This window comes from Adhaeribacter rhizoryzae (assembly GCF_008629685.1).
Lineage (GTDB): Bacteria > Bacteroidota > Bacteroidia > Cytophagales > Hymenobacteraceae > Adhaeribacter > Adhaeribacter rhizoryzae.
Map to the genome: position 1 here is coordinate 1 of NZ_VWSF01000039.1, position 22485 is coordinate 22485.

Genomic DNA, 22485 nt, shown 5'->3' on the forward strand with positions numbered 1-22485 from the left:
GCTCGGCTTCGCTCGCACTTAGCTGATGTATCACCACACTTTGCTTTTCTATTATCTTTTCTACTACTTGCTTGACCCGTCGCTCTATCCGAATGTTGCTAAATATTGCATCTGCCATTTACCTCCAACAGCTCCCCGCTCCATTTTGTGTCCTAATCGTAGCTCTTATATTGGGAGGAAAACTCCAAAAGTTTATCCCTTCCTCTAAACCTATTTCTCCAACTATCATCTGAAAGAGCAGACGTAAGTTCTCCTTTAATTCTCTGTTCTTCAACTAGGAGAAAATCATGTGAAAGTTTATCTAAAGCTTTCTTCATACGTTCAAAGGAACTTTCTGCTACCTTTCTGAAGCCTGAGGCTAATGGGGTTTTAGGATCAAACTTAGTAGATATGCAACTCACCAGTTCTCCGTTGACATATTGCTCCATTTTAATTCTTACTATATTGTCAATTGTTGCTTCTGCACATTTTTTTAATGAACTCAATATTTCTGATTCACTAGGTACTGGCTTCCCCAAGATTAAACTTCGCATTGCCTCTTGAATAAAACGTGGTTCAAGCAGGTAATTTTCAATATGGTAAACATCCCAACAAAATCTTCTGTGAGAATCTACCAAATCGTTTCCACCAAAGTCTTGGTCAACAATAGAATAAAATCTAGCGTCCAGCTTTCCACCTTGTGCAGCACGCTCAAGAATATCATGGATCGCTCCTACTCGACGTTTATTTCCAACTGATAAAAGATTAACTCGTTCTACAAATCCTGGAAATAATTCTTTAAGTATATTTTCATCAACTTCGGAGTCCTCTCCTTCGAGGAGCACCACTTTTGACCTTGGACTATAAGTAGCTAAATCGCCCATAAGATCTATTACAGCTCGCTCCACTTCCGCAGAAACAGATACAGAATCTAATTGATTAGAACCCTCAGGAGTTGAATATGCGGCATGCATATGGTATACACGATAGGATGGTTCATCTACCGCTTCGCGAAGCAGGGTATCTGAGTGCGTAATAAGCAAAAGTTGATTCCCTAGAGCATCGCCGAGGTGTTTTTGGTAAAATCTTGGTAGGCCACGGATAAGGCGAGGATTTAAATGAAGCTCTGGTTCATCAATTAGGATGATAGAATTTCTTGGAGCATTGTTTCGAAGGCGCAAGTAACCAAGTAATACCTCCTTTTCTCCCGAACTTAACTCATTAATATCATGCTTAGATCCATTTTCAAGTTCAACCGGAAAACTTAATCCTCCATCAGCCGTGGGAATTGCTCCTAAGAACTTTTTACCAGGGAAGAAAATACTAAATAATTCATCAAGGGTTAGTTTCAGGTCATCCTCCTTTGGTATTGGAATACCAGCTTCTCGGGCAAGTAGCTGGCGAACGAATGACTGAGCCATCTCTGTTTTAACACCTTGGTATTTATTTTGAGTATTGTAAAGCGCATGTTGGCTATTTCTTTGTTTTAGCTCCTCTATTTGAAGATTAATTCCCCCTACCTGTTCTCTGACATAAGTTCTATCGGCACCATGGTAATCAATAACACCAATATCTTTAGGTTGATATGTACTAAATATAAGTTCAACGATTGGAGATGGTGTAACGTCTACATTTCCTAAGATGTCCATGGAAAGTTGTGCCACATGAATGGGATTATCTATGCAATGCTCCAAGCTGTTTATAAAAGCTTCAATAATCGGGACTTGGGCACGTCTTTCTATAGGATTGGTGATAGTCTGACCATATATTACATGGTTTTGTTGATGTTGAGCTATGGTCATTTGGAGAACAAGTTCATTAATATTATTGCGCAAAAATGTTCTTTCGTTCTCACTTATTTCAAATTCGGCCTTGATGTAAAGTGGTTTGTTAGGATTATGTAAAAATCGATTTGCTTCTTTCTGTATCCTGTGAATATTAATTTGAAATTCACTAAACCAAGATTGAAACTCATTTTGATGGTACTGACCATATGCGGATTTAAGAAGACGAATAGCATCAAATAAACTTGACTTTCCACATCCATTGGGGCCTGCAACTACAATAGCATTTGGTAAATCTTTTAACTCTAAAAATCGAATTGCACGGAAGTTTTCAACACGAATCGAACGAATGCGCATAATGTTGATTTGTTTAGATATTTATTGGTGCGGAAGTTACAAAAAACATTGTATACAGTGCTGTTATCCTAAAAGTTGTAATGATGAATACAAGAGCATTTTTGAACCTAAATAAAAAGCCCGGACACATGTCCGGGCTTTTTCTGTTGCATACCAGTAATATTTACTGTTTAGCCGTTGATACTTTTTTAAGTGAAGCTAAATATTCAACTAAGTTTACCAGTTCTTTTTCGGTCATGCCTTGTTGCAGGTTGGCGGGCATCAGCGAGTTTTCCATTTGCTTTTTAGATACTACATTTTTTAAAGGCACGTTCATTACGGTACCGCCGGGTAAACGCAGGTCTAATTTGTCTTCGGTTTGGCTGGCAATAATGCCGGCTAACTCGGTGCCGTCTTTTAGTTTAACTTTGTAGCCTTCAAAACCAAAGCTAATACCAGCATCGGGGTGCAGAATGGCGTTATAAATAGCTACTTTCGGTAATTTACTGCCAATTTCGGAAAGTTCCGGCCCAAAGGCAGCACCCAGCTCGTTGGCTTTGTGGCACACGCCACACGATTGGGTAAATACCGCTTTACCACTGGCTACATCGCCGGACATGGCGGCCAACTGGCTTACTGGCGCTAATGGTTTACCTTCGCGGGACGGTTTTTTAAAGTAAAGCGCTGCTACTTCTTTTATTTCGGGCCGCCAGGAGCGCAGCAAAATATCGGCCGCGGTATCTTCCATATCGGCGGGCACTTTTTTATTTTTCACCATGGCTACCAGATGTTCTTCGCCGCTCCAGCCAGATGCTAACCGCCGTAAAGCTTGGCGGCGCATTTCCATCGGGCGTTTCTTATCCTGTACAATTGGCTCTAATAACTCTTTAATCTGGCGATTTTCTACAGCACCAGCGGCGTTGAGCATGGCCATGGCTACTTTTGGGTCTTTGCTATCGAGGGCCTGCTTAATGAGGTTAGCCCCACCGGCTTGTACGAGAGCCCGGGCGGCATCGCGGCCAATGGCACTATCGGGTTTGGCTATGGCTAAAGCCGCTAAATCCGGGTTGTACTCCGGCAAGCTATACTGGCTCAGGAGCAGCACAAATTTGCGCGAACCTTTGGCGCTGTCAATAGTGCGTTTTAGGGCAGCCTGGTACTTCGGATTATTTTGTACGGCTTTGCTGTCGCTGTGCTGTAAAGCCAACGCTGTTATTTGCCCCTGCACCGGGCTGTTGCCATCAAGCAAGCCCGCTAAGGTTTGCTGCTTCGCAGTTGTGTTTTCGTGGAAATCGAAAGCGCGGAAGTAACGGTTTAAATCGGCTGGCTTGGTTGTGGTATTTATAATTTGCGCCAGTTTGGGTAAGGCCTCTGCAGAACGGCTGCGCCAGATAATATCGCGGTCGGCCGCTTTTGTAACATCAGCGCCACCTTTACTTGCCCAGGCCCGGAAGAATGCGTCGGCTTGTAAGTCAGCCGCTACCCCCAATGCTTCGAGGTACCAGCGATCCTGGCCATCGTACTGGCTGGCTAAATCGGCCCAGATACCTGCTGCTTCCGGAGATTTATTGTAACGCAGGGCTACGGCTACTTCGCGCCGGATGTGCGGATTCGGGTCTTTCGCTAAACTTTTCAGAATAGGGGTAACATCCATTTTTAACTGTTGCGCAGCGCGTAAGCCGGTAATCCGGATATTGGTGTCGGCATCTTTTAGCGCCTGATCAATGTATTTCTGACCCCGGCCATCTATTTTACTCAGCAACCACAAGGCCCGCGCCCGTTGACGCGATTCGCCGGATTTCCATAATTTAGTTAGCTCTTTTTCGGCTTTGCGGCCCATCTGGTGCAAACTGGTCCAGGCTAAGTAGCGGGTTTCCAGGTTGGGGCTTTGCAAAGCTTGTACCGCACCTTTGGCAGAACTTACATCGAATTTTGGCACCGTATAAGGCGTATTGGGTGGCGCAACCCGGAAAACCCGGCCTTTCTCCACTTCGCCTTGCTGGTGCCCGCCTACGCCCGGATCGTACCAATCCGCAATAAACAAAGAACCATCCGGCGCTGCCGTAACATCCGATGGCCGGAACCACTGGTCTTTTACGCCTTTTACAATATTCACTATCTCGGCTTTGTAACCAGCACCTTCCGGCGTTACCGGGTAGGCCCGCACCACGTTAGGGCCGGCATCCGCGTGAATCATCTGGTTTTGGAACGGGGCAGGTAATAATTTGCCTTCGTAAACCAGCATACCAGTTGGAGAACCAGCGCCGGTTTGCAATAAATTTGGTACTACTCCCGGGTCGTTCAGGTGCCAGTGGCGCAGTGGAATTTCGGGCTCCAGGCCGGTACGGTAAGCACTCCAACCCGCCCCGGTTTTCTCGTCCTGGTAGCCGTAGTTGCCGTACGGCAGCACGTAATTTATGCGCACACCCCGGTTACCATCGTCGTCGTTATCAGATTGCCACAAAGTACCGTAAGAGTCTACGGCTACCTCGTAATTATTCCGGAAGTTGTGGGCCAGTACTTCAAATTCAGAACCATCGGGGTTACAACGGAATATCATGCCCTGGCGGTAAGGCTTGCCGTTATCGGCCACTACGTTGCCGGCCTGGTCTTTAATAGGGTTGCCGTTTTTGTCTTTTATTTGCTTGCCTTCGTTGCCAAAGTTGAAATATAATTTCCCATCCGGGCCAAAGGTAAAAGTGTGCATGCCGTGGTCGTGCTGTTCGCCGCCAATGCCGGTAAATAATAATTCTTTTTTATCTGCTTTGTCGTCGCCATCGGTATCGGTAAAAACAAACACATTGGGCGAAGCCGAAACAATTACTTTATTCCCCAGTACAGCTATGCCCAAAGCAGCATCCACGTCTTTTCCCTGGTAAAAAACTTTCTGTTTATCGGCTTTGCCGTCACCGTCCACGTCCTCTAGAATCAGAATGCGATCACCTTCAGGGCGAGCCTGGTTTTTGGGATTGTGCTGCAAACGGTAATTTACGGCTTCAGTTACCCACACCCGGCCTTTGGCATCAATATCCATGTTGGTCAGGTTCAGGGTCATGGGGGCCGTGGCAAATACCTTAGTTTCCAGGCCGGCCGCCGTTTCCAGCCCATCAGTATCCGGGTCGGCTACGGGCAGGAGACTTTTGCCGGGGTTAAAAGCCACACTCACCGCCATAAAGGCAGTAAGCGTAAGGCCGGCACCCGGTTTAAAAAACCGGTGCCGGGTAATTTGCGGCAAACGAGCCGATAAATTTTTCAGAAAATTCTGGTACATGGAAAAATATTAAAGCAAAAAGACAAAGCAAATTTTAAGAGATGGTAAAACTATCGGCCTGTACGTAAGCATCGATCACCGCCTGGTCACCTTTTTTATCGGGCATGGAGTTGCCGTGTTCCATACCTACTACGCCTTTAAAGCCTTTGTTGTAAATGTGTTTAAACACGTTGCGATAATTTATTTCGCCGGTACCCGGCTCTTTCCGGCCCGGCTCGTCGCCTACTTGTATATAAGCAATCTCATTCCAGGTCCGGTCCATGTTATAAATAATGCGGCCCTCGTTTTTCTGCATATGATAAATATCGAACAATATTTTACACGACGGGCTGTTGACGCCTTTGCAAATCATGTAAGTTTGGTCGGAGGTACGCAGGAAAAGGTCCGGCGAATCGCTGAGCGGCTCCAGTACCATGGTAATGCCGTGCGGCTCCAATATTTCGGCGCCACGGCGCAGGGCTTCAATTACGTTACCGGTTTGCACGCCAATGGGTAAATTGCGGTCGAAGTTGCCGGGCACTACGGTTACCCATTTGGCATTTACGCGCTTGGCGGTTTCTACAGCACGTTTACAGCCGTTCAGGAATATTTCTACGTGTTCGGGTTTGCTGGCCGCCAAGGTATTGGCGCCGTTGCCACCTTTATCAACCACAAATACACCCATGGTCATGTTCAGCCGGGCCAGTTCTTTGCCAATTTTTTCCTGCACGTCGGCTGGGCGGCCCATCATGCCATTATCTTCGAGGGCGGTAAATCCCTGGTCGGCCATAAATTGTAATTGTTTTATCAGGTCATCGCCGGACAAATTTTTAAACATGCCAAAATGGGGGGCATAGTTTAATTTAAATTTGCGTTTAGGAGCGGCCGGGGTAGGGGCCAACGGTCCTTTTACAAAAGGCAGAGCCGCCGAAGCGCCCAGAACCGATGTGCTCATGGCTAAAGCCGTTGAACCGGCTGCAAGTGTTTTCGTAACAAAATCCCGACGTTTCATAAGAGTAAGTTTCGTGTTGATAGGTTGAATATTTTAATTAGTTGGTAGATAAACTTAGCTAAAGTAAAAGATATATTTAAAAACAATGCGGTATAGGAGAAGACTTCTTGTAAAATTTACAAAATATTTAACTGCTTCGTTGTTTTAGTGATATACTTTTTAAAGTTTAAATATTTCGTTGATAATTTCTAAACGAGAGAGCCTGGGCTTTAAACCTATTGGCTTTAAACCCAGGTTGATGAAGAAATTAACCGGCGAAATAGCATTAAAAAAATAAGGCCGGTATTCTTATTTAATATATTTAATAGTAGTTTTAGACGCTTAACTTCGAATAGAAGCAGCAATATTTTTGATTAATTTAAAATCAAAATCTTAACCTAAAGTAACACAACAGACTATGAATAGAAGACTGAGAATGGGTATGGTTGGAGGTGGCCGGGGCGCCTTCATTGGGTCGGTTCACCGGATGGCCGCTACCTTAGACGGAGAAATTGAACTGGTATGCGGCGCTTTTAGCAGCGACCCCGAACGTTCCCGTGCGTCTGGCTCCGATTTATACTTGCCGGAAAACCGCGTGTATGCCAATTTCGAGGAAATGATTCAGCGGGAAAAAGAATTGCCCGAAGGCGAACGCATGGATTTTGTATCGATTGTAACGCCTAACCACATGCACTTTGCGCCGGCCAAAATGGCTTTGGAAAACGGGTTTCATGTGGTATGCGACAAACCGGTAACCCTTAATTTGCCCGAAGCATTGGAGTTAAAAGAAGTAATAGCGCGCACGGGCATGTTGTTTTGCCTGACCCACAATTACACCGGTTACCCCATGGTAAAAGAAGCCCGCGAAATAATTAAAAGCGGCAAACTAGGTGAAATCCGGAAAGTGATTGTAGAATATCCGCAGGGTTGGCTGGCGCAGCTGCTGGAAGCTACCGGCAATAAGCAAGCCGATTGGCGCACCGACCCGGCTCGTTCGGGGGCGGCCGGTTGCATGGGCGATATTGGTACCCACGCCGAAAATATGGCCGAATATATTACCGGCCTGAAAATAACTGAGCTTTGCGCTGATTTAACCACTTTTGTAGAAGGCCGCCGGTTAGAAGATGATGGCAATGTGTTGCTGCGTTTTGAGAACGGCGCTAAAGGGGTATTGCACGCAAGCCAGATTGCCAACGGCGAAGAAAACGATTTTAATATTAGAATATACGGCGAATTTGGCGGTTTGCAGTGGTGGCAGATGGAGCCCAATACGCTTATTTATAAAACCAACCAGGACGGTGCCCGCCGCATACGGACCGGGGTAGGCAATTTATCCGAAGCGGCCAAGGCGCATACCCGTATTCCGGCCGGCCACCCCGAAGCATTTTTAGAAGCCTTCGCTAACTTGTACCGCAACTTTGCCTATACGCTCAAGGCCCGCATGACCGGCCAGGAACCTAACCCGCTTTACACCGATTTTCCTGGTATTGAAGAAGGTATCCGGGGCTTAGCCTTTATCGATACTTGTCTGGCTTCGGCTAACTCTAACGAGAAATGGACAAAACTTGTAGTGTAGGTATTTTGGTTCAAGAGGCTTAAGTAACTCATTTGTGTCATTCAGGAGGAAACTATTTGGTAAGTAACAACATAGTTTCCTTCTGAATGACAAATTTGGCCTCCAAATGCCGGATTGGTATTATTGTTATGTAGCAAAAAACATTATTCAAATAAAAAAATCAACCTAAAAAATAGTAATTCATTTAAATCCACTATGAAGAAAATTAAAGTAGGTGTAGTAGGAACGGGTTTTATTGGCCCGGCTCATATCGAAGCCCTTCGACGGCTTCCGAACGTAGAAGTAGCCGCCTTGTGCGAGATAACCGAAGAATTAGCTAAGCAAAAAGCCGAAGGCCTAGGCATTGAGCGTTATTATACCTTCGAAGACTTATTAAAACAGGATGATATTACCAGTGTACATATTTGTACGCCTAACTTCCTGCACTATTCGCAATCGAAAGCGGCTTTACAAGCTGGCAAGCACGTAGTTTGCGAAAAGCCACTGGCTAAAAATTTAGAAGAAGCCGAAGAACTGGTGAGCATTGCCTCCCAATCCGGTTTGGTAAATGCGGTACATTTTAACCTGCGTTATTACCCGCTGGTGCGCCAGATGAGAGCCATGCGCGAAAAAGGCGAATTAGGCGATATTTATTCATTTATTGGCTCTTACCTGCAAGATTGGCTGTTTTACAACACAGACTACAACTGGCGCTTAGAACCAGATAAATCCGGCGATTCGCGGGCAATTGCGGATATTGGCTCGCATTTAATGGATGTGCTGGAATATATTACCGGCCTGAAAACCACTTCGGTAATGGCTGATTTTACCACCATCCATAAAACCCGCAAAAAACCGTTGAAGCCCGTAGAAACTTATTCCGGCAAAATACTAACGCCAGAAGATTACGCCGATGTTGAAATAAATACCGAAGACCACGCTAACGTATTGCTGCGTTTCGATAACGGCAACAGTGGTGTTATTACGGTATCGCAGGTATCGGCTGGCCGCAAAAACCAGATGAAACTGGAAATTGCCGGTTCTAAAACCACGTTTGCCTGGAACTCCGAAGCGCCTAACGAAATGTGGATTGGTAACCGCGACGGTGCCAACCAGGTACTGATGCGTGATCCTTCGCTGGTTCACCCCGAAGTACGTTCGGTTATTACGTTCCCCGGCGGCCACAACGAAGGTTTCCCCGATACTTCGAAACAATTATTTAAAGAAGTTTACGCGGCTATTGAAACCGGTAAGCAACCCGAAAACCCAACGTTCCCGACTTTCGCCGATGGTTACCGCGAATTACTTATTTGCGAGCGCATCTTAGAATCGAACCGGAAGCAAGCCTGGGTAGCGGTTTAGTGAAATAAATTACAATAGGATGAAGTTCAACGCTGTCATTCAGGAGGAAACTTGTTGGTGTTTTGCTAACAAGTTTCCTCCTGAATGACAGGGTTTGATTTCTTTAATCTTTGCAATGATTGCTGCTTAACCGGTACTTTAACAGTACTTAAGTCTTTTAATAAATTTTTTATTAACAATACGCTGTGGCCTTAGGCTGCGGATTTAAAAATTCAAATATGAAAGGACCCGGAATATTTTTAGCCCAATTTGCGGGCAATGAGGCCCCCTTTAATTCTTTCGAGAATATGTGTAAATGGGCGGCTGGTTTAGGTTACAAAGGGGTGCAACTCCCAACCTGGGTTACCCAATTAGTAGATTTGCAAAAACTGGCCGAAAGTCAAACTTATGCCGATGAATTAAAAGGTGTAGCGCAGGCCAATGGCTTAGAAATAACTGAGCTTTCTACGCACTTACAAGGGCAGTTAGTAGCGGTACACCCGGCTTACGACAGCATGTTCGATGGGTTTGCGCCTAAAGAATACCACAACAACCCGAAAGCCCGGACCGAATGGGCCGTACAGCAATTAAAATACGCGGCTAAGGCTAGCCGGAATTTAGGAATAAATGCCCATGCTACTTTTTCGGGCGCTTTGTTGTGGCATACCGTTTACCCGTGGCCGCAACGCCCGGCTGGTCTGGTAGAAACCGGCTTTAAAGAACTCGCCGATCGTTGGTTGCCTATTCTGAATGCTTTTGATGAAAACGGCGTGGATGTTTGCTACGAAATTCACCCGGGCGAAGACCTGCACGATGGTATTACCTTCGAGCGTTTCCTGGAAGCAACCGGCAACCACAAGCGCGTAAACCTGCTCTACGATCCAAGCCATTTCGTGCTGCAGCAACTAGATTACCTGGCTTACATCGATATTTATCACGAATTTATTAAGATGTTCCACGTGAAGGATGCCGAGTTTAACCCGAATGGTCGTTCCGGTGTGTACGGTGGCTACCAGGATTGGGTAAACCGTCCGGGCCGTTTCCGTTCGTTGGGCGATGGACAGGTAGACTTTAAATCAGTGTTTAGCAAACTGGCACAATATAATTACGAAGGCTGGGCCGTGCTAGAGTGGGAGTGTGCCCTGAAGCATCCGGAAGATGGTGCCCGCGAAGGTGCTCCGTTTATTCAGCAGCACATGATCCGTCGCACCGAACGCGCTTTCGACGACTTTGCCAGCACTGGTTCTGATGAAGCTTATAACCGCAAGGTATTAGGTTTAGAGTAAAATCTATTTTCTTGATAATAAAAAAGCCTGTTTAGTAACAGGCTTTTTTATTTGATTTAACTCGTGCTGAAATTAGTTAACACAAGAACGAAAATCCTAGCAAAAATTGCTGGCGTTTATTTAGTCGTTGGAACCCACTCGTGTCATTCAGGAGGAACCTATTTAGCTGCCTGCCAAATAGGTTCCTCCTGAATGACACGAGTGGATTGCTTAGGCCCATTAGTGATTGATAATTTCTTTTTACTCAGATTTATTTTATACGCGGGGTGTTCCTTATCAGCGTACACTCAAAAAAATAACCGCTTCTGAAGGGTAATTACCCGAACCAGAAGCGGTTATTTTATTTACGCTATTTTTAACTCAGAATATTTATTCCGGAATAAAGCTAATGGTTTTGAGCAAGGCCCGGCCACCGGATTGCTGCTGCTTCACTACTAAATAAATATCCTGTAATGGTTCTGAACCGGAGCCTTCGCCGTTGCCATTACCATTTTTCTGGAGCGGTACGCTGGTGGTTGCCCGTTGGCGATTACCCGGTAAATTCATCTGGGCTTGGGCCAGGAGCGTTCCGTTAGGTTTGCCGCTTCTGAGTTCTACCTGGTAAGTACCAGGACGCATACCACTAAAGGCAGTTAGCTCTAGCCGGTTAATGCCATTTAAATCCAGTTGTCCGGCTTTTATTACGCCTTGGTTGTTAGGTAGTACCAGGTAAGCCGCACCAGCCGAGTCTCTTCTGGCAAAGCCTTGTGCTTGGGTTAAGTCGCGCACATCCATTACGTTGTTGCGCAGGTAGATAGAACCGGAACCAGCCAGTGGGCTAATGCCACCCGGTCCGCCGTTGTCGGTGTAGGTGGCAATTAACCGGAATACATTTTCCTGTTTCTTTTGCTCGTTTAAGGCAGGCGTTATTTTGCCGCTGGCCGGCAAGCTGGCTTTCGCATTTCCAGCATCCGCTAAGGTTAAAACCCAGGTTACAATCTGCCGAACATCACCTTCGGGCATGGTTAAGTGGGCCGGCATTACGTTGCCACCCCATACACCGCTACCACCTTTAATAATTTTAGAGGCTAAATATTCATGTGCCCGGGTATCTTTCTGGTATTTTTTGGCTACCTCGGTAAACGACGGTCCAATCGATTTTTCGGTAATGGCGTGGCAGGCTTTACAATCAGAATTTAACATGATGTTGCGGCCCTGAATCGCTTCCGAAATAATCTGGTGACCGGTAGAAGCCGAAGCCAAATCTCTTCCCTGAATAAAATCAGAGGTTACGTGCAGGTTTTTCATGTCTACTTTGGCACCCGGATCATTAACTTTAATATTATATACTACCGGTTTGTTCGGGAAGTAGAAAGAGCGGTTGCCTTGCAGGTTAATATTTACCATAGGCTGGGCATTACCGGCGTAAACTTCTACGGTATTGCTGGTGCTAAATGCTTTTTCTGTATCCTGTACCTTTACGCTTATTTTATAATCGCCGGCTTTGGTAATGGTGTGCTGCAAACGAGGCTCCTTGGTTTCTTTGGTTTCGTTACCAATGGTCCAAATGTAAGTCAGGGCATCTTTTTCCGGGTCGGTGGCGGTTAGGCTGGCGGTAAAAGTAAAAGGTAAGTTGCCGTTTAGTTTATCTACTTCCAGGTTAGAAACTTTAGGCGGACGGTTACCCGCTAAATAATCAACGCGCGAAAGACCAGCATCCGGGTTTTTCGTGAACCAGCCTTTGCCGTATTCCAGCAAGTACAAGCGTCCGTCCGGACCTACTTCCATATCAATAACCGAAGCCAGTTTTGCATTTTGCATAAACGGCTCCATTTTATCGTATTTGCCATCGGGCGTAATGGTTACAAATTTTATCCAGTCCCGAATCCAGTCGTAAATAATTAATTTACCATCAAAATAAGAGGGGTAACGCGTAGCCGCCGGGAACATTTCGGAGTAATAAACGGGGCCAGTCATGGCGTTACGGCCACCAGCACCTACCTGCGGGAAGTCTCTTGATTCGTCGTAAGGATACCAGATAAAAGCCGGGGTAGTGGGTGGCAATTGGGTAAGACCGGTATTATTTTTTGAATTATTAACCGGTTTGGCCGGATCGAAAGCTGCGCCGGATTTACCGGTAGCATAATCGAACTCGCGGTAAGGATAATTATTGCCAATAAAATAAGGCCAGCCATAGTTACCAGCTTTTGCCGCCCGGTTTACCTCGTCGTAGCCTTTAGGGCCACGAGTGGCCATACTGTCTGCACGGGCATCGGGTCCTACTTCACCCCAGTACAACACATTCTTTTTCTGATCTATCGAAATCCGGTATGGGTTGCGGTGGCCCATGGTATAAATTTCGGGGCGGGTTTTTTCGGTTCCTTTCGGGAATAAATTGCCTTGCGGAATATCGTAGCTGCCATCAGGGTTAATTTTAAGGCGTAAGATTTTACCTCTTAAATCGTTGGTGTTACCAGATGAGCGGCGCACATCGTATTGCTTGTCGCCGGGCTGGTCGTTCAGCGGCGCATAACCCGAGTTTACGTACTTCGATTTGGGTTTATCGAAAGGGGTAGAGTTATCGCCGGTAGAAAGGTATAATAATTTATTGGGGCCAAACGCAATAGAACCGCCGGTGTGGCAGCAAATATGGCGATCGGTGGTAACCTCCAGAATCATTTTTTCCGAAGCTTTGTCTAAAGTACCGTTTCGGAATACAAAACGCGATAACCGGTTTACTACTTTATCGGCAGGGGCATAATATACATAAATGTAATTGTTGGTAGCGTAATCCGGATCGGCCGCCAAACCCATTAAACCTTCTTCGGCATTGCCCGGACCCTGCATGGTAGTACTCTTAAAAAATACATTCAGGTTGGCAACTTCTTTTACCTCGCCGGTTTTCTGGGTATAAAGCATTAGTTCGCCCCGGCGCTGACCTACCAATATATCAAAGTTTGGCAAAATTGCCATTTCGGTAGGTTCGGTAAAGCCGCCCTGGGCTAATAAGGTTTTAACAAAACGATCGTCTTCGGGTACGTTCTGGGTTTTAGCTTTGGCATAATCTAACGTTATGTTTTTACCAATGGCGTATTGAATACCGCCTAACAAATGTTTCAGAAACTGTGGTTCTACATACGATTCGTCGGTATGGCCCAGGCCGGTGTAAAAAGCGCGGCCGCCATCGTACTCGTGGTACCAGGCTATCGGGTGATTTTTGCCGTTTTTACCACCTTCATAAGTAGTCTCATCCAGGTTCATCAGCACTTTAATAGCCGGGTTAATATTTTTGTAGCTATACCATTCGTCCCAGCGTTTCCATTTTTTAGGCAAATGTTTGGTAGAAATGTGTTTGCGGTTGGTTACCTGAATTACGGCGTCCTGTTGTTTCGGATGGTTGAGGAAGTAAGCGCCTACCAACCGGCCGTACCAGCCCCAGTCGTATTCGGTGTCGGCGGCCGCGTGAACACCTACAAAGCCGCCACCGGCCTGAATGTAGCGTTCAAAAGCCGCTTCCTGGGCATTATTAAGTACATCGCCGGTAGTACTTAAAAAAATAACAGCCGCATAATTTTTCAAATTGGCATCGGTAAACGCCGCCGGGTTGGTGGTGGTATCCGCTTCCATGTTGTTTTCACGCGCCAGTTGCATTAAGGCAATTCTGCCTTTGGGAATGGAAGTATGGTAAAAACCGCTGGTTTTACTAAAAATAAGGATTTTGGGCTGAACCAGAAGTTTGCTAAAAGCAAAAAAGGCGAAAACCATTAATGCAAATAAACTTCCGGCCAATAGCCGCCGATAATTTTTAATTTTCATTTTGTTTGTTTAACTGATTATTTTAATTGGGTGGTTTAATATGTAACGTTTCAAATTCACCTCTAAATGTAAGACATTGTGGAATAATTATAAAATGTAAATGCAACAGAATATTTCGGGGTTCTGCTTTATAACTACTTAAATTTATATTTTTCCGTTGTGCTTTTTACTTTAAGTTTTATAAATTATTTAAAGTAGGCAATTAGGTAGGTTTAAAAACCAATAAAATTCTGCTGGTATTTATGCAGGTAAAAAATGATTTTAAAGGTTGTTGATAAATAAGTAATTTTTTTGGCGGTTTGTTTAAAACGTTTTAGCTGAATAATAATATTGTTGTAAAAAGTAAAAAACGAAAAAAATTAAACAAATACTTGGTTAAATTATTAGGTCATATTCTTTTAATTTCTTTATTTTTAATCGAATTTGAACAATAATAAAAGGTAAGTTTACCCTCAAATGAGAAAGATTTTAAGTAATTTAAAGTTTATGGCTGCTTTTGCGCTGGCCATTTGTTTATCGTACACACTGGCTGCACAAGCCAAAAAGACAGCAGGCAAAGCCGCTAACACTTTAACCAAAGCTGAAAAAGCTGCCGGCTGGACACTTTTGTTTGATGGTAAGTCGATGGACCAATGGCGGGGGTACCGGAAAGATAACGTACCTACTGCGTGGCAGATAGAAGATGGCGCCATAGCCTTAACTGGTAAAGGCGGCGGTGATATTCTTACCAAAAATCAATACGAAAATTACGAGTTAATGCTGGACTGGAAAATATCGGAAGGTGGCAACAGCGGCATTATTTATAATGTGTCGGAAGATCCGCAGTATAAAGCTACTTACCACACCGGCCCCGAAATGCAGGTGCTCGACGATGAACGGCATCCGGATGCTAAACAAGGCAAAAACGGTAACCGCCAGGCCGGTTCTAATTACGATATGATTCCGTTATCGACGCCAGCTGTAAAACCAGCCGGACAATGGAACACCGTTCGATTAGTAGTAAATAAAGGTCACGTAGAACACTGGCTTAACGGCAAAAAAGTAGTAGAGTACCAATTAGGCAGCCCGGAGTGGGAAGCTTTGGTAAAAGGCAGCAAATTTGCCACCTTGCCGGGTTACGGCCGCATTAAAAAAGGCCATATTGCTTTGCAAGACCACGGCGATAAAGTGTGGTATAAAAATATTAAAATCCGTCAGCTTTAATTTTTAACTTAATTTAAATAAGAGATGTTTAAGTCGCGCTATACTTACTTCCACATTATAAACTTAAAAAACTAAATTTAATGAACGAGAACATTAACAGAAGCGCTCTGTTTTATGGGAGTTGCTTTGCCCTCATCACCACAGGTTTTACCTTTTCTATCAGAGCCGGGATTTTACCACAATTAGGTGCCGAATTTGGCTTGTCGGCCGAACAGTTAGGATTTATTAACTCCATGTGGTTCTTAGGTTTCCCTATTTCAATGGTTATCGGGGGCCTGGTTTACCATTCAGTTGGTCCTAGAATTATCATGAATATTGCTTTTGTGGCCCACGCATTAGGTATTTTACTAACCATATTTGCCGGGGGGTATACCACCTTACTTATTTCAACGCTTTTAATTGGTATTGCAAACGGTTGTACCGAAGCAGCCTGTAACCCCATGATTGCCGATATGTACTCGGGTGTTCAGATGAATAAAATGCTTAACCGGTTCCACATGTGGTTCCCGGGTGGTATTTTGGTTGGGTCGCTTATCTCCAATATCATGACCAACTTAGGATTCTCCTGGCAAGCCCAAATGTGGATTATTGTGGTGCCGGCCGTTATCTACGCCTTTTTGTTTTTCGGAAAAGCTTTCCCGAAACCAAAAGTGGAAGGAGCTACTTCTATTGGCCAAAACCTCCGAGCTATGTTTAGCCCGCTTTACTTATTCCTGATTGTTTGTATGGCCTTAACCGCTATCACAGAATTTGGTCCTGGCCAATGGGTAGGTATTATTTTGGGTAGCAGCGGTGCCGAACCTATGTTAATATTAGCTTTAACTGCCGGCTTGGTAACAGTAGGTAGATTTTTTGCTGGTCCGGTGGTGGCAGCTCTTGGCCAAACAGGTGTTTTGCTGGGCGGCGCCATATTCTCTGCCCTCGGTATTTATTTATTTAGTACGGTAACTGGCCCTATGGCGTATGTAGCTGCCGTTATTTTTGCTATTGGCTATTGTTATTTCTGGCCGGTAATGGTTGGTGCCGTAGCCCAAAGAGTTCCTTTAAGCAGCGCCTTGGGTATGTCTATTATTGGGGCTGTGGGTATGTTCTCTTCCTCTATTTTTCAGCCATTCATTGGTAGCTGGATTGATAATGCCAAAGCCGCATTTACCGCCCAGGGATTGACCGGCAATGCCTTGGATTTGGCTACCGGACAAGATACCTTACAAAAAATGATAGCCTTCCCGGCTATATTAATAGTGCTATTTACCATTTTGTTCTTCTGGCAAAAAAATTCTAAAAGAACGAAAGAAGTAGAAATGGCAGTACACCATTAAGTTAAAGTAGTAGGCAGCGTTTAATACCAACGCAGTTTGCTATAAAAGATTAGTACTATATTATCCACCACAAGAAAAGGCTGCTACTTTTAGCAGCCTTTTTGTTTTCCAGGTTCCTGGTTGTTCGGGTAAAAACTAAACGGCCAAAAAATTAATTACTTCGGAAGCTAATAATTAAGTCCGCCTAAGCAGTAGTTGCAAACAATTTTCTGTTTTTTAGTATAATAGTAGTGTAAGCGTGCTAAACTTGCTGGTAACAGAAAGTTGTATTTAAAATACAGCCTACTTGTAGGATAGATGAAAGTATTTAATATATTTGGTTTTTCTAATAAATAACATAAACCTACTAAAATAACATCTATGGCTATTCGTGTTTTTGCTATAATTATGGCTTTGGCTTTTGTTGCCAGTGCTGTGGTACAATACAACGACCCGGACCCGCATCTTTGGATTCCAATCTACCTGTTTCCGGCTATATTATCAGTTATTGTTTGGCGGATTAAAGATCAGCGGCCGGCTTTATTAATGTCGGTACTGCTAGTGGCATCGTTGTTTTATTTTGCCGGCGCCATATACCAGTGGCCTGCGCATTGGGAAGGCGTAGCATTAAGAAACGGCATGAAAACAGTAAACATTGAAGAAGGAAGAGAATCGCTGGGACTCGGGTTAGTTTTTGTTACCCTTTTTATTTACTGGCTGGTGTTGCATTTCAGACCGCACGTTCGCCGGTAAAAGCTTTTTTGTTCAGGAGAAAAGGCAGCTACACCCGCTTGTGGGGTAGCTGCTTTTTTTATTAGTACTCAGGCAAGACCTGGGTTTTAATTATGAGGGCGCACTCATTGCCGAACAGCAGAACCTGAAACTGCGCCTAATCGCTCCGCTTAATTCTTTAGCAAACTGTTTTTCCAAGGGCACATCCGGGTTGGTTCTTTTTACTGTTTACATCTGAGAAGAAATTTCCTGAACAATATCCGGCATTAGGCCGCCGTAATCTGGCAAACTTGTACTCCCATAGAGATTTGGCGTATAAAGGCTAAATTTAGCCTGATAAAGGAAATAACGGATGAAAAAATTAGTTGCGGTATGCCTGGTGTTCCTTTATGGGCCTATATATTCCTTTGCGCAAAACGGAAACCTGCCGGAATTGGAAAGCGACCGTCCCACCCGTTCTCAAGGTGCTGCCGTTGTACCAATGGGTACTTTACAGATTGAATCGGGCTTAGAATTGTTGAAAGCGCATGATGAATTTGGCGACCAAAAAGAATATTTAGACCCCACAACGTTAATACGGATTGGGATTTTAAAGAATGCGGAATTACGCCTGAATGCCGATTTAAAAAAGGAAAGAGCTCATGTGTTAAGTAATCCCGGATCTGGAAATACACCCGAAGAAGTAAAACAAGGATTCTCGGATATTATGGTGGGTACTAAAGTGAAATTATTTGGGGGCAAGGGTGCCATTCCCCAGGTTAGTATTTTAGGTAGCGTTACTTTGCCTTTCGGCAATAAAAGTTTCCGGCCACCGCATGTTGCGCCCGAAGGAAGAGTACTTTTTAGCAATAAATTCTCGGAAAAGTTTGAAGTGCAATATAATGTTGGATATCGCAAGCACAGAGACCACGAGGCCTACGGGGGAGAAGCATTGTACGCCGTAACCGGAAACCTTAAACTGACTGATAAATTTATTTGGTTTGCAGAAGTTTTTGGGCAAAAACCAAAAGCCGAAGAAGCCGAACATGGCATTGATACCGGCCTGGAATTTAAACTTTTGCCTAACTTACAACTCGATATAATAGGAGCCATTGGCCTGAATGAGCAGGCCCCGGATTATATAGTAGGTGGTGGCATTTCCTGGCGAATTCCGCGGTAAAGGTTATTTTTAGAATAAAAAAAGCCCGCTACTTCATGGTGCAAGTAGCGGGCTTTTTTGCTTAGTACACTTATTATGCTTGTAAATGGGCCATTATAATATTGAAAACTTCGGTTGCTTCTACCTGATTAACCGGCAATAAATTTTTGCTTTTGCTCAGAATAACCGGAGCATCGGCAGCATTATCGGGTTTGCGGCCGTGCGAGCCTTTTATTAAGGTGGCATCCAGCGGAATAATATCCATCAGCATCCGGAAGCCCATTTTTTTCTTTAGTACTTTAAAACCTACTTTGGGTATTAAAAATTTAATATCCGGGTTAGTAAACATTTCTACCGGGTCGTAGCCGGGTTTTTTGTGAATATCAACAATGCGGGCAAAGTCGGGGGCCCGGTCATCGTCGAGCCAGTAATAATAAGTAAACCAGGAATTTTTATCGGCTACAGCTACCAGTTCGCCGGCACGCTCGTGGTCTATGTGGTAAGCGGCTTTTTCTTCGGGACCAATTACTTTTTCTACGCCCGGTAAGCTCGCAACTAGCTGGCGTACTTCTTCCAGATTTGTTAAATCATTTACGTATACGTGCGCTATCTGGTGGTCGGCGAGCGCAAAGGCTTTGCAAGTACCGGCATCTAATAGCTCGGTTCCCCGCTCTTCGCGCACCGATATATAACCGTTTTGGCGCAAAGCCCGGTTAATATGAATAGGCTGATTTACGTGTGTAATGCCATACTCCGATAGAATAATTACCTGGGCATCTTTGCTTTCAAAATGCGTGATGAGGTCTTTCAGTACCTCGTCAATTTCGCGGAGATCCTGGTTTATGCTACTGTGTCCGGGGCCGTGGCGCTGCGGGTTGTAATCGAGGTGCGGCAGGTAAACCATGGTAAGCGTAGGGTTGTGCAGTTTATCTACCTCAATGGCGGCATTGGCAATGTAGCGGCTCGACCGAATATTGGTTTTCGGCCCCCAATAATCGAACAGCGGAAAAGTGCCCAGTTTCGCTTGCAAATGGTCGCGAAGCTCCATGGGGTAAGTATAGCAATCGGGCATTTTGCGGCCATCGGCTAAATATTGCGGTCGGGGCGTTACAGTATAATCGGCGGCGCTGTACATGGCATACCACCAGCAAATATTGGCGCAGGTAAAAGTCGGGTCCTGGGCTTTGGCTACTTCCCAGATTTTGGGCGCCTGCACCAGCTTATTCGATTGCCGCCATAATTTTATTTCGCACTCATCTCTAAAATACCAGCCGTTGCCCACAATACCGTGCTCAGTGGGCCATTTGCCCGTTAGGTATGTGGCTTGTACCGAACAGGTTACCGCCGGCAGTACGTGGCCTACATTCGCTAATTTTGCTTCTTCCGACCACTTTTTCAGGAAAGGGGTATTTTCACCGATTAAGCTGGAAGTTAAGCCTACTACATCTATAACTATGGTTTTGCGCATGTTTTAAACTAATTCTTTTATTGCCTGTTGGCTCATTCTTAAACGTCGGAACCGGGAAATAAATATTTAAAGGCGTTTTCAAATATTGAATACGCCGCAATTTAAGGAAGTACAATAAATAATGCAGCCGTTTGGGGTACAGGCTTCTGGTATAAATAAATATTGCAGTTGTAAATTATTACCTTAACTAGTGCTAGGACTAAAATCTGCTGTATGTAAAAAGTTGAAAATGCCCAATGTAAAAGTTGATGATATTAAGGTTAAGTAACCCACTGCGGTCATTCAAGAGGAAACTATTTAGCAAGTAACCAAATAATTTCCTCCTGAATGACAGCAATGGGTTCAAAGCCTAACAAAAAATTAAGCGAACAGGTTAAGTAAACAGGTTGATATTGACTAATGACTGTTAAAAGATTCTTAGAGAAGTTTATTTACAGCAATATTACCCTCAGTAAAATTTATTCCTGTACGTTAAAGTGCTGCAACACCCATTTCAATTCGCGCTGAATGGAGGCGCCTAGTTCCTGCTTTATTTCTGGCGGTAATACTTTCCAGGTATACGTTTCCACCTCCAGGTATTTGGTTACTTGTTTGGCTTCGAGCAGTCGCAGAACTTTTACAATTTCGGATTGGGTAGACTGCAATTGGTTGTAACGGTCCAGGAAAATGGGTACGTGGAAATGCGAGCGCCACTCCACGGCTTCTGGATCATTGAAATGTTCGAGGGCTTGGGGTAAATCCGGATAGTGGCTAATGGTGCCGTTTTGGTTGCGTACCAGCACCTGGTGCAGGTACGTCGATTCGGAAAATTGTTCGAACTGGCGTGCTAATTCCTCCCGGTTACTTGGGTTTGCTGGTAAATCGGCCTTTAGGGCGGCGCTTAACTGCACCCGGCCTACTTTTATGCCGCGTTTTTCGAGTTGGTTAAATACCGCTTCGGGTTCCTCGTACGTCAGGGCAAAATGGCAAACATCGTAACACAACCGAATGTGTGTTTTCAGGGTTTCGGTAGCCATTGCCTGGCTCATGCCCAAACGGCTTTGCAAATAATCGGTAACCTGGGGCAGCAGCCATTGGTCGTAATAATTTAAAAATTCGGTACCGTTTTCCAGCAAGCCATCGGGTTCCGGCTCAATATCCAGGTGAATCAGTTTGCCAGTATGGCTGCGGCGGTGGTATAAATCTTCGACCAAAACAGCTAGTTGCTGGGTGCATTGCCGGAATACTTCCTCGGTTTTGGCTGCATCATCACCTAACCACGGCTTATACGACAGCGGCGACGTAGAAATGCCGCCATCCAGTTCTTCGGGTAATAAAAAAGATAAAATCCGGGCCAGCCGTTTGGTATAATTTAGCCGTTCGGGCGTGGTCCAGTCGGGTTGGTGTACGTCGTCTTTTACCACCGAGCGGTGAAAGTTGCCAAACGGAAAACCATTTATAATATGTACATAAAGGCCGTTATCGTAGAGCCAGTTTTTAAATTCGGGCAAATTATTTTCTTGCTCCAGTTCCTGGCTGGCTCTATCCGAAAGCCGTAAGCCAATGCCAAATGGTTTATCCGGCGAAATATTTTCCTTGAGCGGAAGCAGGTAAGTTTTAAGACTTTCGAAAACAGCGGCCCAGCTTTCGCCGGGATGAATATTGGTGCAATAGGTTAAATGATAGCCTTTACCGATGTTCATAGTTAACTAATATTTAGGGTGGTAAGCAGCCTGAAAGTTAACCGGAATGGAGCAAAGTTGTATTAAATAATTTAAATATTTCTGGCTTGATTTAAAATAAATGAGCAGGATAAGGAATAAAAAGCTTCTGTTTTATACAGGTTCTTTTTGAATTTTTGCAAATTAGGTAATTCTATTTTGAACAGATTTACGCTCTGCCCGCTAGTGGTGTAAACCAGCTTTAAAAGCCTAAGTTGCCTTCTGGTAGGCCCCGCTTATCCACTTAAGCTGCTCATCTTTTTCTTTGTGTTACGAAATGCTACATACCGAGACCCTAGCAAAGCATCTTCTTAAAGACCCTCCTCGCTCAAGCTACTGCCAAGAGTTACAATATTTGAGCATATCAGTAAAAAGTAACCGTATTTCGGTTAGAAGAGAACCCGGTTCTGCGAAGTCCCCCTTTGGAGGGGGTAGGGGCTACGATTAGGACACAAAATGGAGCGGGGAGCTGTTGGGGGTAAATGGCAGATGCAATATTTAGCAATATTCGGATAGAGCGACGGGTCAAGCAAGTAGTAGAAAAGATAATAGAAAAGCAAAGTGTGGTGATACATCAGCTAAGTGCGAGCGAAGCCGAGCAGCGGAGTTACTACCGTCTGCTGCATAAC

General features: G+C 44.7%; 13 protein-coding genes. 7 read left to right on the forward strand and 6 right to left on the reverse strand.

What is annotated here, in order from left to right; translation table 11 throughout:
- Positions 1-152: 152 nt before the first annotated feature.
- The 3 genes from F0145_RS25540 to F0145_RS25550 form a co-directional block, all read right to left on the reverse strand.
- The gene (locus F0145_RS25540) at positions 153-2120 is read right to left on the reverse strand and encodes an AAA family ATPase (protein WP_150093440.1); all 1968 of its coding nucleotides are present in this window, start codon (positions 2118-2120) and stop codon (positions 153-155) included.
- A 163-nt stretch (positions 2121-2283) separates the two neighbouring features.
- Positions 2284-5370: a PVC-type heme-binding CxxCH protein gene (locus F0145_RS25545; RefSeq protein ID WP_150093442.1), complete on the reverse strand. Its 3087-nt coding sequence runs from the start codon at positions 5368-5370 to the stop codon at positions 2284-2286.
- Between the two features lie 34 nt (positions 5371-5404).
- Entirely contained in the window at positions 5405-6361 is a 957-nt protein-coding gene (locus tag F0145_RS25550; protein ID WP_150093444.1) for a hydroxypyruvate isomerase family protein, read from the reverse strand.
- Between the two features lie 415 nt (positions 6362-6776).
- Here F0145_RS25550 and F0145_RS25555 point away from each other — a divergent pair, with 415 nt between their 5' ends.
- From F0145_RS25555 to F0145_RS25565, 3 genes are all read left to right on the forward strand, one after another.
- Positions 6777-7916, forward strand: a complete 1140-nt coding sequence (locus tag F0145_RS25555) for a Gfo/Idh/MocA family protein (RefSeq protein ID WP_150093465.1) — start codon at positions 6777-6779, stop codon at positions 7914-7916.
- 195 nt (positions 7917-8111) lie between these two features.
- The gene (locus tag F0145_RS25560; protein WP_150093446.1) at positions 8112-9257 is read left to right on the forward strand and encodes a Gfo/Idh/MocA family protein; all 1146 of its coding nucleotides are present in this window, start codon (positions 8112-8114) and stop codon (positions 9255-9257) included.
- A 218-nt stretch (positions 9258-9475) separates the two neighbouring features.
- Positions 9476-10522: a sugar phosphate isomerase/epimerase family protein gene (locus F0145_RS25565; protein ID WP_150093448.1), complete on the forward strand. Its 1047-nt coding sequence runs from the start codon at positions 9476-9478 to the stop codon at positions 10520-10522.
- 369 nt (positions 10523-10891) lie between these two features.
- Here F0145_RS25565 and F0145_RS25570 read toward each other — a convergent pair whose 3' ends face one another.
- Complete coding sequence (locus F0145_RS25570; RefSeq protein WP_223816239.1) at positions 10892-14317, reverse strand: ThuA domain-containing protein; 3426 nt, start codon at positions 14315-14317, stop codon at positions 10892-10894.
- A gap of 456 nt (positions 14318-14773) precedes the next feature.
- Between F0145_RS25570 and F0145_RS25575 the strand changes: the two genes are divergently transcribed.
- The 4 genes from F0145_RS25575 (at position 14774) to F0145_RS25590 (ending at position 18709) form a co-directional block, all read left to right on the forward strand.
- Entirely contained in the window at positions 14774-15520 is a 747-nt protein-coding gene (locus F0145_RS25575; RefSeq protein WP_223816240.1) for a 3-keto-disaccharide hydrolase, read from the forward strand.
- A gap of 80 nt (positions 15521-15600) precedes the next feature.
- Positions 15601-16839, forward strand: coding sequence for an MFS transporter (locus F0145_RS25580; protein ID WP_150093449.1), 1239 nt, complete (start codon positions 15601-15603; stop codon positions 16837-16839).
- A 360-nt stretch (positions 16840-17199) separates the two neighbouring features.
- On the forward strand, positions 17200-17571 hold the full coding sequence (locus F0145_RS25585) for a transmembrane 220 family protein (protein ID WP_150093451.1): 372 nt from the start codon (positions 17200-17202) through the stop codon (positions 17569-17571).
- Positions 17572-17902: 331 nt separating this feature from the next.
- Positions 17903-18709 carry a transporter gene (locus F0145_RS25590; RefSeq protein ID WP_150093453.1) on the forward strand — a complete coding sequence of 269 codons (807 nt, stop codon included), beginning with the start codon at positions 17903-17905 and terminating at the stop codon, positions 18707-18709.
- A 73-nt stretch (positions 18710-18782) separates the two neighbouring features.
- Here F0145_RS25590 and F0145_RS25595 read toward each other — a convergent pair whose 3' ends face one another.
- Both F0145_RS25595 and eboE read right to left on the reverse strand, forming a co-directional pair.
- Positions 18783-20156 (reverse strand): alkaline phosphatase family protein, encoded by a 1374-nt coding sequence (locus F0145_RS25595; protein ID WP_150093455.1) that lies wholly within the window; start codon positions 20154-20156, stop codon positions 18783-18785.
- Positions 20157-20614: 458 nt separating this feature from the next.
- Positions 20615-21838, reverse strand: a complete 1224-nt coding sequence (gene eboE / locus F0145_RS25600; protein WP_150093457.1) for a metabolite traffic protein EboE — start codon at positions 21836-21838, stop codon at positions 20615-20617.
- Positions 21839-22485: the final 647 nt, after the last annotated feature.

Excerpts from the sequence above, each read along its gene's own strand:
- F0145_RS25560 (WP_150093446.1), top strand. The coding sequence starts at position 8,112 with ATGAAGAAAATTAAAGTAGGTGTAGTAGGAACGGGTTTTATTGGCCCG.
- F0145_RS25570 (WP_223816239.1), bottom strand. The coding sequence starts at position 14,317 with ATGAAAATTAAAAATTATCGGCGGCTATTGGCCGGAAGTTTATTTGCA.
- F0145_RS25575 (WP_223816240.1), top strand. The coding sequence starts at position 14,774 with ATGAGAAAGATTTTAAGTAATTTAAAGTTTATGGCTGCTTTTGCGCTG.
- F0145_RS25565 (WP_150093448.1), top strand. The coding sequence starts at position 9,476 with ATGAAAGGACCCGGAATATTTTTAGCCCAATTTGCGGGCAATGAGGCC.
- F0145_RS25590 (WP_150093453.1), top strand. The coding sequence starts at position 17,903 with ATGAAAAAATTAGTTGCGGTATGCCTGGTGTTCCTTTATGGGCCTATA.
- F0145_RS25555 (WP_150093465.1), top strand. The coding sequence starts at position 6,777 with ATGGGTATGGTTGGAGGTGGCCGGGGCGCCTTCATTGGGTCGGTTCAC.
- eboE (WP_150093457.1), bottom strand. The coding sequence starts at position 21,838 with ATGAACATCGGTAAAGGCTATCATTTAACCTATTGCACCAATATTCAT.
- F0145_RS25595 (WP_150093455.1), bottom strand. The coding sequence starts at position 20,156 with ATGCGCAAAACCATAGTTATAGATGTAGTAGGCTTAACTTCCAGCTTA.
- F0145_RS25580 (WP_150093449.1), top strand. The coding sequence starts at position 15,601 with ATGAACGAGAACATTAACAGAAGCGCTCTGTTTTATGGGAGTTGCTTT.
- F0145_RS25540 (WP_150093440.1), bottom strand. The coding sequence starts at position 2,120 with ATGCGCATTCGTTCGATTCGTGTTGAAAACTTCCGTGCAATTCGATTT.
- F0145_RS25550 (WP_150093444.1), bottom strand. The coding sequence starts at position 6,361 with ATGAAACGTCGGGATTTTGTTACGAAAACACTTGCAGCCGGTTCAACG.
- F0145_RS25585 (WP_150093451.1), top strand. The coding sequence starts at position 17,200 with ATGGCTATTCGTGTTTTTGCTATAATTATGGCTTTGGCTTTTGTTGCC.
- F0145_RS25545 (WP_150093442.1), bottom strand. The coding sequence starts at position 5,370 with ATGTACCAGAATTTTCTGAAAAATTTATCGGCTCGTTTGCCGCAAATT.